This is a genomic window from Pandoraea cepalis (assembly GCF_902459665.1).
GTDB lineage: Bacteria > Pseudomonadota > Gammaproteobacteria > Burkholderiales > Burkholderiaceae > Pandoraea > Pandoraea cepalis.
The window spans coordinates 36,642-53,775 of sequence record NZ_CABPSL010000001.1 but is presented as its reverse complement, the minus strand read 5'-3'; the positions used below and the strand labels follow the sequence as shown (position 1 = coordinate 53,775).

The window sequence follows — 17,134 nt, the reverse complement described above, 5'->3', positions numbered from 1 at the left end:
CTTCACGCCAGCCCCACGGGCGGCAGCGTCTGCACCTTGAAGCGCGAGACGCCGCTCTTGAGTCCGTTGGCGACGTGATTGAGTTCTTCGATGGCCTGACTCGATTGCTGCAGCGATTCGGCGGTCTGCTGCGCCGCCTCGGAGAGTTGCACCAGCGCCTGATTGATCTGCTCGGCCCCGGTCGCCTGCGCTTGCATGCCTTCATTGACGACCTGGAAGCGCGGCGAAAGCGTTTGCACCTGCGCGATGATCTGCGCGAGCTGATCGCCGACCTGACGCATCTCGTCCATGCCGCGCCGCACCTCCTCGGTGAACTTGTCCATGCCCATCACCCCGGCCGACACGGCCGATTGAATCTCCTTGATCATCTGTTCGATGTCGTAAGTGGCCACCGCCGTCTGATCGGCCAGCCGCCGGATCTCGGTCGCCACCACGGCAAAGCCGCGTCCGTACTCGCCCGCCTTTTCGGCCTCGATGGCCGCATTGAGCGAGAGCAGGTTGGTCTGGTCGGCCACCTTCGTGATCGTGGTGACGACCTGATTGATGTTGCCCGCCTTCTCGTTGAGGATGCCGAGCTTGCCGTTGACCGACCCCGCCGCCTCCACGACGTGACGCATGGCGTCCTCCATGCGCGTGAGGCCAACGTGCCCCGTGCCCGCCAGCGACGCCGCATGTTCGGCCACGCCCGCGACCTCGGTCATGGTGCGGGCCAGATCGCGCGACGTAGCGAAGATCTCGCGCGAGGTCGCGCCGATTTCCGTCGTCGTTGCCGCCGTCTCCGAGGCCGTGGCTTGCTGCTCACGCGACGTGGCGGCAATCTCGGTCACCGACGTCGTTACCTGCAACGCCGACTTCTGCGCCTGTCCGACCAGCCCCGTGAGTTCATCCGTCATCCGGTTGAAGCCCGCCTCCAGCGCGCCGAATTCGTCGCGCCGGTCCAGATCGAGACGCTGCGTCAGATCGCCCGAGCGCATCACTTCCAGAATCTGCATGACACTCCCGAGCGGCACACTGATGGCGCGGAACAGCAACCAGCCGCACAGCAACGCGCACGCGAGCGCCACGACCAGCGTGATGAGCAGCGTTGCCTGAGCCGCCGTCACAGACTGGCTAATATTGTGAGTCGACTCGTCGGCAAAGGTCTTGTTGGTATCGACCAGATGCTGGATCGCCGTGCGCCCGCGGCCCCACTCCGGGTAAAGCTGGTCCGACACCATCGAACGCGCCGCGGCGATCTGACCGTCGGCAACCAGCTTGAGCACCTGATTGCTGACGCTGCCATACTGCTGGCGCACGCTGCGCACCTCGTCGTACTGGACGCGGTCGATGCTGCGGTTGACGGTCGTGCCGTATTCCTTGATCCAGTCGTCGATCTTGCCATTGGCGGCGCGAAGCACATCGAGATCGCTCGCTCGGGCCTTGTCGTTGTCGTCGACGGACACGACCTGCTGAAGCATCTGGTAGCTCTCGAACCAGGCGCCGCGCAGCATCGTGCTGTAGTACAGGCCGGGCGTGGAGTCGGTCTCCACGCTGATCGCCTCCTGCTGGATGGTCATCAGCCGCGTAAAGGCGATGCCGGCCATGAGGGCCATCAAGGCGATGATCAGGCCAAAACTGGCCAGAATGCGATGTCGGATCGACCAGTGTTTCACGCCGCGCTCCCGTTCGTTGTGCATACCCGGTGCCGGGGGAGGGGCGACGCGGGCCTGTTTGAGGTTACGCCGATTCTATTACAGCGGCCCGGCCGGGCAACGTCGGTCAGACCTTGTATTTGGTTTTATTTCTGATTTGAGGCGGTCCGGGCACCCGCGGCGGTGCCCGCGACGGCCATTCAGCGGGTCAGGTCGCGAAGGGCGTCGGCCGTCATGGGCACGAGCGCGAGTGGGGCTGCGGCCGCCGTCAGCGCGCCGAGCGACGCCGCGTTATCGGGCGAGACGCTGCCATCCGGCAGGTAGAGATTGTTTTCGAAGCCGATCCGGGCGTGGCCCCCATGCAACACGGCCGCCAGCGCGCACTCCGCCTCGCGCGGTCCGAACGCGCACATCGCCCACGGTGTGGCCGTGATCGCCTCGCCCAGCGCTTGTGCCCCCGTCTGCCAGGACGCGAGAAACGGCAGCAGGTCCGACGGCGACGACAACTGCCCCTTGCTGTAGCGGCCCAGTACGAACAAGACCCAATGACGGCCCGGACGGATCGCCCCGCTCGCTCGCAAGCGCCAGTAGTGCGCCACATCCTGGGTGTCGTACAGGATGTACTGCGTCGTGATCCGGGCTTGCCAGAGCCAGGCGAAGAACGCTTCGGCGGCGGGCGCATGCGCGGCGTCGGGCAACACTTCGCGCAACGCCACCGAAATCGCTTCGGGATGCAAGGCACGCACCGTCGCGATTTGTTGCTCGGGGGTATAACAGCCGACTGCCTCGGTCGTCACCTGCAGTACGAGTTCGTTGCCGACGGCACGTTGAACCGCATCGATCCCCGCCGTGTAGTCGGACACTTCGAGGCTGTGCGTGCCATCGGTCTTGCGAACGTGCAGGTGGATCATCGCCGCACCCGCGTCCAGACAGGCCTTGGCGCATGCACCGAGTTCGTCCGGCGTCATGGGCAGCGCACGATGATCGACGTGCGTGCGTCGGGCGCCGTTGGGCGCGACGGCCAGCGCGAAAGTCCGTGTCGTGCCGGTCATCATGCGCCTCCCGTCATCACGCCGGTGACGTCGGCCACCGCCAACGCCAACCGTTCCACGATGCGGTCGATGTCCGCCGGCTGACAGATGAACGGCGGTGCGATCAACGCGTGATCGCCATGCACGCCATCGACCGTGCCCCCCATCGGATAGATCAGCAGACCGCGCGCCTTGGCCGCCGCCTTGAGCCGTGCGTGCATCTTGTCGGCCGTCGGGAGTGTCTGCCTGGTCGCACGGTCGGCGACGAATTCGACACCGACGAACAGCCCCCGGCCACGCACATCGCCCACGTTAGGGTGATCTGCGAAGACTTCGCACAGGCGCGCCCGCAGTTGCTCGCCACGCGCTTGCACGTTCTCCAGCAGATGCTCCTCGGCAATCGTGCGCTGCACGGCCAGCGCCGCCGCGCAGGCCATCGCGTGCCCCAGATACGTGTGACCGTGCTGGAAGAAGCCCGAGCCGCCGACCACGGCATCGAAGATTTTATCGGTGCACAGCATCGCTCCGATCGGCTGATAGCCAGCGCCCAGTCCCTTGGCGATGACGAGAATGTCCGGCACCACGCCGTCTTCCTCGCACGCGAACAGGTAGCCCGTGCGCCCCATGCCCGACATCACTTCGTCGAGCAGCAGGAGCACGCCGTACTTGTCACACACGGCGCGAATGCGTTTGAAATAGTCGCCCACCGGCGGCACCGCACCCGCCGTCGCGCCGACCACGGTTTCCGCGACAAACGCGATCACCCGATCGGCGCCGAGTTCGAGGATTTTCGCTTCGAGTTCGTCAGCCAGACGCTGGACATACGCAGCGTCACCCTCGCCCTCAAGCCGTTCGCGATACGCGAAGCAGGGCGAAACGTGGTGCGCCGGCACCAGCAGCGGCAGGAACGGCTCGCGTCGCCACGCGTTACCGCCGATGGCCAGCGCACCAAGGGTGTTGCCGTGATAGCTCTGACGGCGCGCAATGAAGTACTGACGCTGCGGCTGGTCGATCTCGACGAAGTACTGCCGCGCCAGCTTGAGCGCCGCCTCCACGCCCTCCGATCCGCCACTGACGAAATACACGTGATTCAAATCGCCGGGCGCGCTCGCGGCCAGCGTGTCGGCCAATTGCTCGGCGACTTCCGTCGTGAAGAACGAGGTATGCGCGTAAGCCAGTTGCGCCGCCTGCTGCTGCATCGCCTCGATCACACGCGGGTGACCGTGTCCGAGACATGAGACGGCCGCGCCGCCGCATGCGTCGAGATAACGCTGGCCCGTGCTGTCGATCAGCTCGATGCCCTGGCCGCCGACCGCGACGGGCAAGGTTTGGCGCGGATTGCGGTGAAACACATGAGTCATGCCTGAACCTCTGACGGAAAGATGGCGCGTCGCGCGATGACCGCCCAGCCACCCATTTACGCGAACGATGGGGCTCAGTGTAGGGGCATCGCGTCGTTTTTGCAACATATGTTTCACTCGTTTTGTTGTCGCAACACTTTGCTCAATCGCCTGAACTTGCCCGACGCTTGCGCATCGGTCGGGCCCACGGGGGAAAGCGCGTGCGTGGTCGGGGCATTTCATGCAACAATCGTTACATTACCTCGTCGCCGTGTTGCCATCCCCTATGCCTGAAGCTCCCGCGTTGCCGCAGACGCTCGAACAACTCAACACCTTGCTGCGCGCGCGCTATCCCCAGCTCAGCCCGCAATTTCAGGCGGGCGCGCGTTTCTTGCTCGACCACCCGCAGCGTGTTCCGATCAGCTCCATGCGTGCGATTGCCGCCGAGGCGGGCGTGCAGCCGGCCACCTTCGTGCGACTCGCACAGCATCTCGGCTTCGACGGTTGGCACGGCCTGCGCGAACTGTTTCTCGAATCGATCCGGCTGGGGCCGCAGCCGTATGCGAGTCGCGCTCGTCAGGTCATCCGTGAGGGCGATGCCGCCCGCATGGTGCCCGAGATGTTCCGCGTGCAGCACAACAACCTCGACCTGACCGAAGCGGGCGCGAATGCGTCGCTGGGAGCGGCCGTCGATTTGCTTGCCAATGCGGGCACCGTGCATGTCGCCGGCTTCCGGGCGTGCTTTCCCATCGCGTTCACGTTCCAATACATCTATCGGCTGTTCCGGCCGACGGTGCATCTGATTCGCGGCGAGGCCGGCACGCTGGAGATGGAGTTGCGTGCGCTCTCGGCACGCGATGTGGTGGTCGTCATCAGCTTCGCCCCGTATTCGAACGAAGCGCTGATCGTCGCGCGAGCGGCACGCTCGGCGGGGGCGCGTGTGCTCGCGCTCACCGACTCCACGGTCTCGCCGCTCGCCCTCGACGCCGATGCGACGGTGCTGTTCTCGCATGAGAGTCCGTCGTTCTTTCCGTCGATCACCGCCGGGATCGCCGTCGTCGAGACGCTCGTGGAAATGCTGCTCGCCCGAAAGGGACGCGGGGCGGTGCGCGCCCTGGAACTGGCCGAAGACCAGTTGCACGGCACCGGCGCTTACGTGAGCCCGACGGGGAGTGAGGGAAGCGCGGGAAGCGGCACCCGCGTCAAACGAGACGCGTGAGCGTAGCGGCCGGGCGGCGTAGCGTCACCGCGAGCGCGGCGCTGCCCGCGATCAGCGCCGCAGCCAACAACGCCAAGGCGACGGGCATGCCAACGCGGTCCGCAAGCCAGCCAATCGTGACCACCGGCACCGAGAAGCCGAAGTAAGCAAACAGGAAGTACCCCGCCACCGCACGTGCGCGCATGTCCGGCGCGACCGCCGCATTGACCGCCGCCAACCCGCCCAGATAAGTGAAGCCGTAACACGCCGAACTGGCGATCGCGGCACCGGCAAGCAATACGGGCAAATTCGCGTAACTCACCCCGAACGCCAGCACGACGAAGCCGAGTGGCACAAGCACCAGTCCCGCGCGCACCGCGTGCACGGGTGCCATGCGTCGCGCGGCCGGCTGAAACAACAATCCCGTCGAGATCACGAAAAACGTGGCAAATCCCGCCCACGCCTCGTGCCCGCGCGCGGCCAGCGCCGCTGGCACCACGCCGATGACGACGCCCACCGCAGCCCACGCGAGTAGTATCGCCATGCCCAGCGGGACGGTGCCGGGCGCAAGCACCGGCCAGCGCAACCACGATGTGCTCCGATGACGCACTGGCGCGGGCAGCGCCGCCACCGCAACGGCCGCCACAAAGGCGAACGGCAGATACGCCCACAGACTCACGGGCGGCAGCGTCGACGGTGCCGCCACGAGGCACACGCCGGTGAGGAGCGCGCCAGTGCCAAAGCCCAGCGATGTGGCCGCCGCGACAAGCGCCGCCCCGCGCGTGGCTGCGTCTTCGCGCGTGCCATATAGCTCGGTCATGTACGCGGTGCCGCTGCCCGCCACGAGTCCCGTCGCCAATCCATAACATGCCCTGGCGCCGCCAAGTGCGACGAGTGTCGGCCATTGCAGGGTCAGCGCCGTGCCTACCAGACCAAGCAGCAACGCGATGGCCAACGGCACGCGGTGCCCCACACGATCGGACAATCCCGCGAGAAACAGCAATGTCGGCACGAGCGCGCCGACATAGCACGCGAAGGCAAGCGCCTGCGCCCCCGCGCCGTGCCCGCTTGCCGCGGCATAGTGCGGCACCAGCGGCGCTTGCAGATTCACGGCGAACGTGACGACGAATAACTGTAGCGCCAGCAACGGAATCGCCCAGCGCGGCGTTGTTTGGGGTGACTGGCAAGGGTCTGTGTCGACTGGGATCAAGGAATGAGTCATGCAGTGAGCCAACAATGAAGCGACCGTAAATGGCCAAGGAGGACGCGGTATGGCTTCAAGTATTGCCAGCTCGCCAATCCAGTGCAATTATTGAATTGTCCCGATATCAATTTCCGTCCCCGCGCTTCGCATGGCTGCCCCTGCCCGCTATATCGAACACGTCGAACGTCTCGCCGAAGCCATTGCGGGCGGCGAACTCGCATCGGGCGCCCGACTGCCACCGCAACGCGATTACGCCGATGCGCACGGACTTGCCCTCTCCACCGTTACACGGATTTACACCGAACTCGCGCGACGTGGCCTAGCCGTCGGCGAAGTGGGGCGCGGCACTTTCGTGCGCTCGCCTGCCGTCGGCGCGGCGGCGGCGTTCGCGCAATGGGCCCCCGCGCCGGGCGCGATCGGCGGTGTCGATCTGGCGTTCAACTATCCGGTCTTGCCCGAGCAGACCGACGCGTTGCGTCAAGCACTGCGAGAGACGGCCGCCGCTGGGGACCTGAGCGCCTTGCTCGCCCACACGCCACACGACGGGCATCCGTCCGATCGGCGAGCGGCGGCGCAATGGCTATCCCGGCGCGACGGCACGCCCGTCTCGCCCGATGAGATCGTCATCTGTGCCGGAGGCCAGCACGCGCTTGACGTTCTGCAGTTGGCGGTGTGTCGCACGGGCGAGCCGGTAGCCGTCGAAGCCCTGACGTATCCCGGCTGGAAAGCGCTCGCGGCCTTGCGTGATATTCCACTCGTTGCCGTGTCGATGACACCGGGTGGGCTCGATCCGGGGGCACTCGATACGGCGTGTCGCGCGCTTGCAGGACGTTTGCGCCTCGTCTACACGATGCCCACGCTGCATAACCCGCTGGGGGCTGTGATGCCGCTCGCACAGCGGCGGGCGCTAGTGGAGGTGGCGCGGCGTCACGACCTGCTGCTGGTGGACGACAGCGCCTACGGCTTTCTCGTCGCCGACGCCCCGCCCGCCCTTCGCCTGCTCGCGCCCGAGCGTACGGTTGAGGTTTGCAGTCTCTCCAAGCCGGGCGCGCCGGGCCTGCGTATCGCCTATCTGGTTGCGCCGCCCGCCTTGCTGCCACGTGTGCACGCGGCAATGCGGGCGAGCGCCTGGAGTGCGGCGCCGTTGATGGCGCAATTGGCGTCGCGCTGGCTCGGCGACGGCACGATCGATCGCTGGACGACGCGCAAGCGCGCGTTGGCGGCGCAGCGTCAGACCATCGCGCAGGCCTGCTTCGCGGGCCTTGGCGCTACGGGGTATGTCGGGGCGTTTCACCAGTTGCTGCCCGTGCCCGCGCCGACGCGCTGCGACGACGTCGTCGCGGCCCTGCAAATGCGGGGGATTGCGGTGACGCCCGTCGACGCGTTCGCTGCGCCCGGGCAGACGGCGCCCGCCGCCATCCGCATCGCCCTGGGTACGCCGCAGAGCGACGCCGTGCTCAAGGCCGCGCTCGAGCAGGTCGCCGATGTCGTGAAAGCACTCGCGCGCCGATGACGCACAGGATGACGCCGCCCCTGGTTTCTTTTATGATCGATGCGCTCGCCTGCGGCGAAGGCGTCGACGCAAGACCCGACGCGCCGTTGCGCAGGATCCGTCCCCCTGTCGACACTCTCAAGGACTCCGAATGTCGCCTTTCCGTCTGTCGCTTGCCCGCTCGTTCGGGCTTGGCACGGCGCTCGTCGTCGGCGCCACTATGGCCGCGCCGGCGTTTGCCGCCTCCAACCTTCTCTTCATGAGCAACTCGCCGCTGGCCTATCTGCACAAGGCCGACAATGCGTCGCTCGCCAAAGCGGCGAGCAACGTGCTGTCCCATCAGCAGGACAACGAAACTGTCGACTGGAGCAACAAGGGCACCGGCAACCCCGTGGCCATTACAGCGCAACTCACGCCGACCAACACCCAGAAGGACGATACCCGTACCTGCCGCGACCTGATCTTGGTTCTCGGCGCAAAGGGGCAGGAAGTCACCCTCAAGCTGCCGACCTGCAAGAAGGGCGATGACGGCCAATGGGAACTGCAAAAGCGCGGCGCTCAGTAAGCATTCAGTCGTCCTCCAGGCAAAAAAACCGCTGGCCCGTGATTTTCGGGACCCGCGGTTTTTCATTGCGCTACCCGTGCGCCGGGCACGGGTGAATCCTGCCGACAGCCGCCTCAGGCCGCCACTGTCTTCTTGTGGCCTTCGACGTCGGGCAACAGGATCGTCACGATCCCGAGCAGCGGCAAATAGGCACAGACGTGGTAGACGAAGTCGATACTCGTCGAGTCGGCCAGTTGTCCGAGCACGGCCGCGCCCACGCCACCCATCCCGAATGCGAAGCCGAAGAACAGCCCCGACACCGTTCCGACCTTGCCCGGAATCAACTCCTGCGCATAGACGAGAATCGCCGAGAACGCCGACGCCAGAATCAAGCCGATCACCACCGTCAGGATGCCGGTCCAGAACAGGTCCGCATACGGCAGCATCAGCGTGAAGGGCGCCGCCCCCAGGATCGACCCCCAGATCACATACTTGCGACCGATCTTGTCGCCCAGCGGACCGCCGATCATCGTGCCCGCCGCCACGGCGAACAGGAATACGAACAGATGCACCTGGGCGCTTTGCACCGACACATGGAACTTGCTGATCAGATAGAACGTGAAGTAGCTGCTGATGCTCGCGAGATAGAAGTACTTCGAGAAGATCAGCACCAGCAGAATGCCGATGGCGAACATCACCTTGCCGCGCGACAGGTGGGCGTGCCCGCCTCGGCGCGCGGCCGGTTTGCCCTTGCTGGCGGCGCGCTGCCCGGCGTACCAGCGACTGACGTGGAACAGCACGAAGATCGCGACGAGCGCCGCCACGGAAAACCACGCCACGCTGCCACGGCCGTGCGGTGCAATGATGAGCGCGGCCAGCAGCGGGCCGAGTGACGAACCGACATTGCCGCCCACCTGGAAGAACGATTGCGCCAGGCCGTGGCGTCCGCCCGAGGCCATGCGCGCCACGCGCGACGACTCGGGGTGGAACACCGACGAGCCCATGCCGACCAGCGCGGCGGCCACGAGCAGCATGCCGAAGTTCGGCGCGACAGCCAGCAACAGCAGGCCAGCCAGCGTAAAGCCCATGCCGACCGGAAGGGAATACGGCTTCGGATGTTTGTCGGTGTATAGGCCTACGACCGGCTGCAGCAACGACGCCGTGACCTGATAGGTCAGCGTAATCAGACCGACCTGCGCGAAGCTCAGGTCGAAACTCGCCTTGAGCAGCGGATAGATGGCCAGGATCAACGACTGGATCATGTCGTTGAGCAAATGGGAGAAGCTGATCGCGGACAGCACACGAAACGCGGTGCCTTTGGCGGCCGGCGAGGGGGCGCCGGGAAGGGACGTGACAGGTTGGCTCGACATGGGAGGGGGATTTGACGTCAAAAGCTTCAGGAAATCAGCACGCTTCCGGCAGTTTTCGTGCAAATAGACCGGACTTTGGGACTTGGCCTATTTTTTGCCGGAAATCTAATATGTGAAGTGTAGAGCATGCGTAAATTGCGGTTACGCCAACTTTTGTCGCGATTCCGCCATCCGGCCCGCCGCGGTACCTCTCACAAAGACCGATAAAAGACGCTTGCCGGTAACTTTGAACCGCCCACCGGACATCCACCGGGCCCTCTCAGGCACACGTCGCCAACGGCGCGTGCGGGTTTATCGGGCGTTGGTGACCGTCAGGGATTCGTGTAGAGTCGATTGACGAGTTGTGCCGTGCAACATGAAGCACGCGAAGCACACGAAAGGGCCCCCTCCTTCCTTGGTTGGCAGCAGAACATGATTCAACACTCCAGAGTCGTGCAGTGGCTGGTGACCGGGCTCGTCGTGACGGTCACGCTCTTTGTCGTCCTGATCCTGGGCTGGCTGCGCGTTCATCACATGTCGCAGGCGTTCCTGCAACAAGAAGCGCAACGACAGCGCGCGGCACTCGAGCGCATTGTCGGTACGGCCGAGGACACCCTCAAGGGCGCCGTCCCCTGGGTCGGCCGCGCTTGCGGCGAGGTCAACAGCTCGTTGCAGGCCACGGGCACGCTCAGCCCCTACTTCCGTTCCATCTGGCTCGTCTCCCACGGGAAGATGTATTGCTCGTCGGTGATTCGCTCCGACGAGGCCATCGAAATGCCTTTGCCGGCTGAACTCGTGCCGTTGCTGACCGGCACGCCCGAAATGTTTGTCGACAGCACGCCCTATGTGCGCAATTCGCCCGCACTGGCATTGTTCATCCCGACGTCGGCCACCGACGGTGTCCTGGGCTTCATCGACAGCGTGTATCTCACCGAGTCGTTGCATAGCGTCAAGACCAACGAGCTTGCCTGGACGGCGATGACCATCGGAAAAGTGTCGCTGACGTCCGAAGGCCCGCGGCTTGAATCCGTCGGCATCGCCACTCGCGGGGCTCAGGTCACGCTCGACTCGGACCATTTCTCGACGTCGCTTGCCGGCAGTGCCACCCTGACGCGCTCATTGATCGCCACGCAGGCGCCGATCTTTCTGGCATTCGGCGTGGTGATCTCGATTTTGCTCGGCATCCTGACGTTCCGCCATCTCGGCCCGGCCCAGTTCATGCGGCGGAAAATCGCGCTGGGCATCAAACGCAATGAGTTCAAGGTCTACTACCAGCCCGTGATGGAGCTGGCCACGGGCCGCTGCGCCGGGGCCGAAGCGCTGATGCGCTGGCATCACCCTGAGGCCGGTCTCGTGCGCCCCGACGCCTTCATCCCGATCGCGGAAAGCAACGGCCTGATCATCGAACTCACCCGTTCGCTGCTGAAGCAGATTCGCAACGATGTCTCCCGAGGCGCGCTGCCGCAGGGGTTTCACATTGCGGTCAATCTTGCGGAGCGGCATTTGCGCGACACGACCATCGTGCACGACATCGAACGTCTTTACGGTCCGCTTAACGAGACGTATCCGATGATCGCGGAAATCACCGAGCGTTATGTGATTCGCGACACCGCGGCGGCGCGCCATGTGATGGCGGAACTCCAGCGTCACGGCGTGGAAACGGCGTTGGACGACTTCGGTGCCGAAAACAACTCCATCGGCTATCTGAAGCGCTACGACTTCAATTATCTGAAGATCGACAAGGAGTTCCTGCCCGTTACCGAAGACGATACGGTCACGCGCAATATCTGCGATTCCATCATCCATCTGGCCGAGCGGCTGGACATGACCATCGTGGCGGAGGGTGTCGAAAACGAGATGCAGGCGAGTTATCTGCGCGAACGCAACGTCACCTACGCCCAGGGGTATCTGTTCGCGCGTCCGATCGCGTTCGACGAGTTGGTACAGTTTGCGATAGCCCACGCGGGCAGAGGCCCGGCGTCGGTGAACTCGGCGTCGGCGAGCGTCGTGCCACTCACGCCGCTCAAGGCAGGCTAAACGCTCATTGCCCTGGCGCGTACCGAAAGCGCCCGACCGGTGACGACCATCGGCCTGGCGCTTGCGTCACGCCGCAACACGGTCAGAAGACCAATTGCGGCATGTTGCTGCGTGGCGTGGGCATGGCGGCCGCCCGTGTGCTGTCACGCATTTCGGCACGCAGCAACCACAACCGTCGCGCGACAAAATGTCTGAAGCGCATTTCACCTGCGGAGAAAGAGATTTGCATCTGATGCCGCTTGCCGTTGGGCAACATGCGAACCAGACGATAGTATCGAGCCCCGTCAACCGTTTCCTTGATATTCCTGACGCGCATCATTTCACCCCGTTTCTGTTGTGTCAGGTGAGTAGGCACTTCGACAACCGTCGCAGTCCCGGTGGACCCGTATCAGACGTGGACTTCAGCCTGACGCGCGACTCACCGGCCAGGGGGGGCATGCGGCGAAATTCAATGTAGAGGAGCAACGTCCCCCATTCGTCCCCCAAAGAATAATCCGGCGCCGGCTTCGTTGGTGCGTGGCAACGCTTCCCTGTCCGGCGTCGGTGTTCGCAGGTCCGCCGGCCCTCTACAATGCGCTTACCTGCCAAGTCCAATAGAAAACAACTTTATGGTTTCCGAACCGCCTTCAACGCCTAACGGGGTTTCGCATCATGGACTGGACGATGCGCTGCAAGTGAGCGGATCGCTCTGGGTGCATCGTGGAAATGCGTCGCTTGGCGGCCACGCCAGAATTGCGTTGCTCGAACAGATCGCCGCGCATGGGTCGATCACGGCCGCCGCGAAAGCCGCCGGCATGAGTTACAAGGCCGCATGGGACGCCGTGGATGCGATGAATCAGCTCGCCGGCGAACCGCTGGTGGCACGCAGCACGGGCGGCCGTGGCGGTGGTGGCACCCGCCTCACCGCACGCGGCGCGAAGCTCGTGGCAGCGTTCCGGGCGGTGGAGGTGGCGCAACGGCAATTCCTCGCGCGCGTGGCGACCGATCTGGAACATTTCGACGAGCAGTGGCCCATCATCGCGCGGCTGGGACTGCAGACCAGTGCACGCAATCAGTTGCACGGCACGGTCACCGCGATTCGGCGCTGCGGCGTGAATGACGAAGTGACGCTCACGTTGCCCGGCGGTGAAGCGATCACAGCATCGCTCACGCACCACAGCACGCAGACGCTGGGGCTGGCGACCGGCAGCGATGCGTTCGCACTCATCAAGGCTCCGTGGATCGAAATCGCGCGCGGCGCCGATCTCGCGGGTTTGGCCACCGCGAACCGCCTTTCAGGCACGGTGGACGCCATCGCCGACGACGCGGGACAGGCCGAAGTCATTCTGGCGTTGCCCGGCGGCAGCCGGCTCGCCGCCGTCATGCCGCATGACACGCTGACCGCTCGCGGGTTGACGGTGGGTGTCGGCGCGACGGCCGCGTTCGCGGCCGCCAGTGTGATTCTGGGCGTCATGGCCTGACGCACTCGCGTCGGGCCCGCGCGTGGATCACAACGCGGGCGTTTCGCAGTTGGGCACGACGGATGGCTTTGCGTCGCGACGATCCAGACGCAGGCTCAGCAGCGCCACGCCCACGCCCGCCAGCGGCGCGAGCGCCGCCACCCAGGGCACGGCCGTCAGCCCGGGACCGTGTTCGATGACGAAGCCGCCGAGCCACGCGCCGATGGCGTTGCCGAGGTTGAACGCGGCGATATTGAAGCTCGACGCCAGGCTTTCCCCCGCCCCCGAGGCCTTTTCCATCACCCACAGTTGCAGCGGCGCGACCGTCGCGAAGGCGGTTGCACCGAGCAGGGCCACGAAGACAATGGCCAGCCAGTGCGAGTGCAACGCGAACGTCATCAGCCCCAGCACCCCAGCGAGCGCCAGCAGGCTGCCCAGCACTGTCGGCACCACGCGACGATCCGCAAACCTGCCGCCCAGCAGGTTGCCAACGACCAGACCGCCACCGAAGATCAACAGAATCGGTGAGACCGCGCCCTCGGCAAAACCGGTGACTTCGGTCAACAGCGGGGCGATGTACGTGAAAACGCCGAACACGCCCACCCAGCCGAGCACCGTCGTGAGCAATCCGAGCAGCACGGGACGGCGTGCCAGCGCCCGCAGATCCGCCCGCCAGTCACCCGCATCCTTAGGCGCGGCGATCTTCGGCACGAACCCGGCGATCACGAGAAACGCGAGCGCACCGATCAGCGTCACCGCCCAGAAGCTCGCGCGCCAGCCAAAGTGCTGCCCCAGCCAAGTACCGAAGGGCACGCCGAGAATATTGGCGACGGTCAGCCCCGTGAACATCACGGCGATGGCCGACGCACGGCGCTCGCGCGGCACGAGGCCGGTGGCGACCACCGAACCGACGCCGAAGAACGTGCCGTGCGCGAACGACGTCAGCACGCGGGCTGCCATCAGCGCCGCATAGCTCGGCGCCAGCGCACAGGCGGCATTGCCGATGGTGAAGATCGCCATGAGCACCAGCAGAACGGTCTTGCGCGGCCAGCGCGCCGTGACCGTGGTCATGAGCGGGGCGCCGACCACGACACCCAGGGCATAGCCGGAGATCAGCAGGCCGGCGGCCGCGATCGAGACGCCGAAATCGGCGCCGACGTTGAGCAGCAGACCCATGATGACGAATTCCGTCACGCCAATGCCAAAGGCACCGGCGGTCAGGGCATAGAGAGCGATAGGCACGAAAGACTCCTGTCTCGGGATTAAGGAAGGTCAGGCCACTCAGGGAATGGCGATACACGAATGTGCGGAATATAGACGCCCTTGCATTGGTGAAATAGACTGCGCGAAGGAACATGATTTGTGACTTGATGTCACAATGGCGCGCATCCCCTTTCACAGGAACGCCGGAGGACACCGCCGATGGGTCGACAGGACGTCAATCGCTCCGGCGATATGGAAGTTTTCTCGCGTGTGGTCGAGCTTGGCGGCTTCTCGGCGGCGGCGCGCGCGCTGCATATGACGCCGTCCGCCGTGAGCAAGCTGATTGCGCGGCTCGAGGCGCGTCTGGGTGCCCGCTTGTTCAATCGTTCGACGCGCCGCCTGCAACTCACCCCCGAGGGCACGGCCTTTCACGAGCGGGCGATGCGCGTGCTGGCCGACATCGAAGCCGCAGAGCGCGAAGCGGCGGCGGGTGCGGTGCCGCGCGGGCTGCTGCGGGTGAATTCCAGCGTACCGATCGGCTCGCACTATCTGCTGCCGGTCATTCCGGCATTTCTCGCGCAATACCCCGAGATCCGTCTCGATCTGACACTCACCGACACGGTCGTCGATCTGCTGGAGCAACGCGCCGACGTCGCCGTCCGGGCCGGCCCGCTGCGCGATTCCCGGCTGGTCGCTCGCAAGCTCGGTGAGAGTCGTGTGCATGTGGTGGCGTCACCGGACTATCTCGCCCGCAACGGTCCATTGCGCACGCCGGCCGACCTGATTCACCACAACGTCATGGCCTTCAATTTCGACCGTCAGGTGCAGGGTTGGCCATTTCTCGACGGCGCCGGCGGCATCACGCACTACCCGCAGGTCGGCAATATGGTCGTGAGCGACGGCGAGATCATGCGCAAGCTCGCGGTCCAGGGGCTGGGGCTGGCCCGCCATTCGCGCTACCACGTCGACGACGATCTGCGCGCCGGCCGGCTCGTCACCGTGCTCGATGACTACAACCCGGGCGATCTGGAGCCCGTGCATGCGGTGTATGTGGGGCAGGGCGGCCATTTGCCCGCACGCGTGCGGGCGTTCCTCGACTTTCTCGTGGCGAACGTGCGTCTGCCGTAGCGGGGCAAGCGTGTGGCACGCGTCGAGCCCATTTCACGCGCTTCCGCCATTGACAGACGTAACGCGCCCGGGGCCTGGCGCCCAGGGCTGCGCGAACGATCAAGCCCGCGCCAGGCCGCGATGCGACCAGACCAAGAGCGGCCATGCCAGCGCGGCACACACGAGCCCGCCGGCCCACACCAGTCCCCAGCCGCCAATCGACAGCAGCAGCGGAATCGCGAGCGGCGTGAGGAACATCGTCATAAACACACCGGTGTTGCCGATACCAAGCGCCGTTCCCGCACGCGACGCCCCGGCAAGCGTGGCCAACTCAGTGAATGCCACCCCATGCCAGGCCGACGCCACCACACCTCCTGCAATCAGCAGCGCGATCATCCACGGCGTGCCATGCGCCAGCCATTCCGGGCGATGCGTCAGCGCCGTCACGAGCAGCGCCAGCGAGGCGAAGACCGCCCCCACCGCCATCGCGCACAGACGCAGATATTGCGGACGGTTGCGGCGCTTGTCGGTGAAGCGCCCGCTCCACACCCGCGTGATGGCGGCCCCCGCCTGTACGGCGCCAAGCGTGAGCGAGATGGTTGCCACGCTGGCGTGCGCCACATCATGCAGAAACACCGTGCCGAACGTGAGCACCGCGATCTGCGGCGTCGCAAGGACCGCCATGCCCAGCGCCGTACTCAGCAGGCGGGCATCGCGCAACGGCGAATAGCTTGCGGCCGCGTGTGCGTCGGCGGCCGTCTCCCCGCGCGCCGACTTGCCGGCGTCCTCCTGCAGTGCCTCCGGCGGTTCGAGCAGCCACCGCCATGCTACGACCGCGGCCGCAAACGACGCCGCAGCCAGCCCGGCATAGACCGCTTCGAAGCCGAAGTGCTGCGCCGCGCCGGGCAACACCAGCGCGCCGACCCCGCCGCCGAGCGGCACGGCGCATTGCCGCACACTCATTGCGAGCCCTCGCTCGCGATCGTGGAACCAGCGCATGATGGCGCGCCCGCTCGAGCCATTGACGCTGCCACCGAGGATGCCGATCGCCAGCATCCCCGCCGCAAGCATCGGCATCGACGGGACGAAATGCGCCGTCGGCACGCCCCAGAACGCCAGCCCAACAAGCGCGAACGCCGTCACCATCAATCCGACAAGTAGCACGCGCCGGTCGCCCCAGCGGTCGGTAAGCATGCCCCACGGCAGTTCGGAGACGGCGATGCCCAGCCCGATCATGCCGAGCACGATGCCGAGATCGCTATTTGCCAGGGCGTAGGCGCTGCGCATTTGCACTGCGGTGGCGGGAATGCCGCCCATCGCAGCGGCAAAGCTGGCATTGGCGGCCACGCCAACACCCAGCACCTTCCAGCGGTGGTTGCGGCCCAAGCCACGAGGGGCCATCGAGGCATTCGAGGCATTCGAGGCATTCGATGCCAGGGCCATCCGACGGGCAGTGGCGGGAGCGGTACACAGACGTTCGTTCATGTGTGAAGGTGCGCGGCCCGCAGGCACACGGCTCATAGGGGAAGAGGGGGGGAGTCGCGGCGTCCGACGCGTGC

13 protein-coding genes are annotated in these 17,134 nt (G+C 65.5%); 6 read left to right on the top strand and 7 right to left on the bottom strand.

Annotated features, from left to right (window positions below; all coding sequences use genetic code 11):
* Positions 1 to 2: 2 nt before the first annotated feature.
* The 3 genes from PCE31106_RS00170 to PCE31106_RS00160 form a co-directional block, all read right to left on the bottom strand.
* Complete coding sequence (locus PCE31106_RS00170; protein ID WP_302476038.1) at positions 3 to 1,676, bottom strand: methyl-accepting chemotaxis protein; 1,674 nt, start codon at positions 1,674 to 1,676, stop codon at positions 3 to 5.
* Between the two features lie 155 nt (positions 1,677 to 1,831).
* Positions 1,832 to 2,683, bottom strand: a complete 852-nt coding sequence (locus PCE31106_RS00165; RefSeq protein WP_150562495.1) for a beta-keto acid cleavage family enzyme — start codon at positions 2,681 to 2,683, stop codon at positions 1,832 to 1,834.
* Positions 2,683 to 4,023, bottom strand: a complete 1,341-nt coding sequence (locus PCE31106_RS00160; protein ID WP_150561982.1) for an aspartate aminotransferase family protein — start codon at positions 4,021 to 4,023, stop codon at positions 2,683 to 2,685. Before PCE31106_RS00160 ends, PCE31106_RS00165 begins: the two co-directional genes overlap by 1 nt.
* A gap of 265 nt (positions 4,024 to 4,288) precedes the next feature.
* On the opposite strand from PCE31106_RS00160, the gene PCE31106_RS00155 reads away from it, so the two are divergent.
* Positions 4,289 to 5,221, top strand: coding sequence for a MurR/RpiR family transcriptional regulator (locus PCE31106_RS00155; protein WP_150562494.1), 933 nt, complete (start codon positions 4,289 to 4,291; stop codon positions 5,219 to 5,221).
* On the opposite strand, the gene PCE31106_RS00150 is transcribed toward PCE31106_RS00155, so the two are convergent.
* Complete coding sequence (locus PCE31106_RS00150; RefSeq protein WP_150561981.1) at positions 5,205 to 6,422, bottom strand: MFS transporter; 1,218 nt, start codon at positions 6,420 to 6,422, stop codon at positions 5,205 to 5,207. The genes PCE31106_RS00155 and PCE31106_RS00150 overlap by 17 nt on opposite strands.
* Before the next feature lie 130 nt (positions 6,423 to 6,552).
* Here PCE31106_RS00150 and PCE31106_RS00145 point away from each other — a divergent pair, with 130 nt between their 5' ends.
* A complete protein-coding gene (locus PCE31106_RS00145; RefSeq protein WP_150561980.1) occupies positions 6,553 to 7,917 on the top strand; it encodes an aminotransferase-like domain-containing protein in 1,365 nt (454 codons plus the stop codon).
* Between the two features lie 130 nt (positions 7,918 to 8,047).
* On the top strand, positions 8,048 to 8,461 hold the full coding sequence (locus tag PCE31106_RS00140; RefSeq protein WP_150561979.1) for an RT0821/Lpp0805 family surface protein: 414 nt from the start codon (positions 8,048 to 8,050) through the stop codon (positions 8,459 to 8,461).
* Positions 8,462 to 8,574: 113 nt separating this feature from the next.
* Here PCE31106_RS00140 and PCE31106_RS00135 read toward each other — a convergent pair whose 3' ends face one another.
* Entirely contained in the window at positions 8,575 to 9,810 is a 1,236-nt protein-coding gene (locus PCE31106_RS00135; RefSeq protein WP_150561978.1) for an MFS transporter, read from the bottom strand.
* A 411-nt stretch (positions 9,811 to 10,221) separates the two neighbouring features.
* Here PCE31106_RS00135 and PCE31106_RS00130 point away from each other — a divergent pair, with 411 nt between their 5' ends.
* Positions 10,222 to 11,826, top strand: a complete 1,605-nt coding sequence (locus tag PCE31106_RS00130) for an EAL domain-containing protein (protein WP_150561977.1) — start codon at positions 10,222 to 10,224, stop codon at positions 11,824 to 11,826.
* A gap of 608 nt (positions 11,827 to 12,434) precedes the next feature.
* Positions 12,435 to 13,286 (top strand): TOBE domain-containing protein, encoded by an 852-nt coding sequence (locus tag PCE31106_RS00125; protein WP_150561976.1) that lies wholly within the window; start codon positions 12,435 to 12,437, stop codon positions 13,284 to 13,286.
* Between the two features lie 27 nt (positions 13,287 to 13,313).
* Here the strand turns inward: PCE31106_RS00125 and PCE31106_RS00120 are convergent, their stop codons facing one another.
* On the bottom strand, positions 13,314 to 14,507 hold the full coding sequence (locus PCE31106_RS00120; RefSeq protein ID WP_150561975.1) for an MFS transporter: 1,194 nt from the start codon (positions 14,505 to 14,507) through the stop codon (positions 13,314 to 13,316).
* A 180-nt stretch (positions 14,508 to 14,687) separates the two neighbouring features.
* Here PCE31106_RS00120 and PCE31106_RS00115 point away from each other — a divergent pair, with 180 nt between their 5' ends.
* Positions 14,688 to 15,596: a LysR family transcriptional regulator gene (locus tag PCE31106_RS00115; protein ID WP_017233695.1), complete on the top strand. Its 909-nt coding sequence runs from the start codon at positions 14,688 to 14,690 to the stop codon at positions 15,594 to 15,596.
* 99 nt (positions 15,597 to 15,695) lie between these two features.
* Here the strand turns inward: PCE31106_RS00115 and PCE31106_RS00110 are convergent, their stop codons facing one another.
* Positions 15,696 to 16,976 (bottom strand): MFS transporter, encoded by a 1,281-nt coding sequence (locus PCE31106_RS00110; protein WP_150561974.1) that lies wholly within the window; start codon positions 16,974 to 16,976, stop codon positions 15,696 to 15,698.
* Positions 16,977 to 17,134 lie beyond the last annotated feature (158 nt).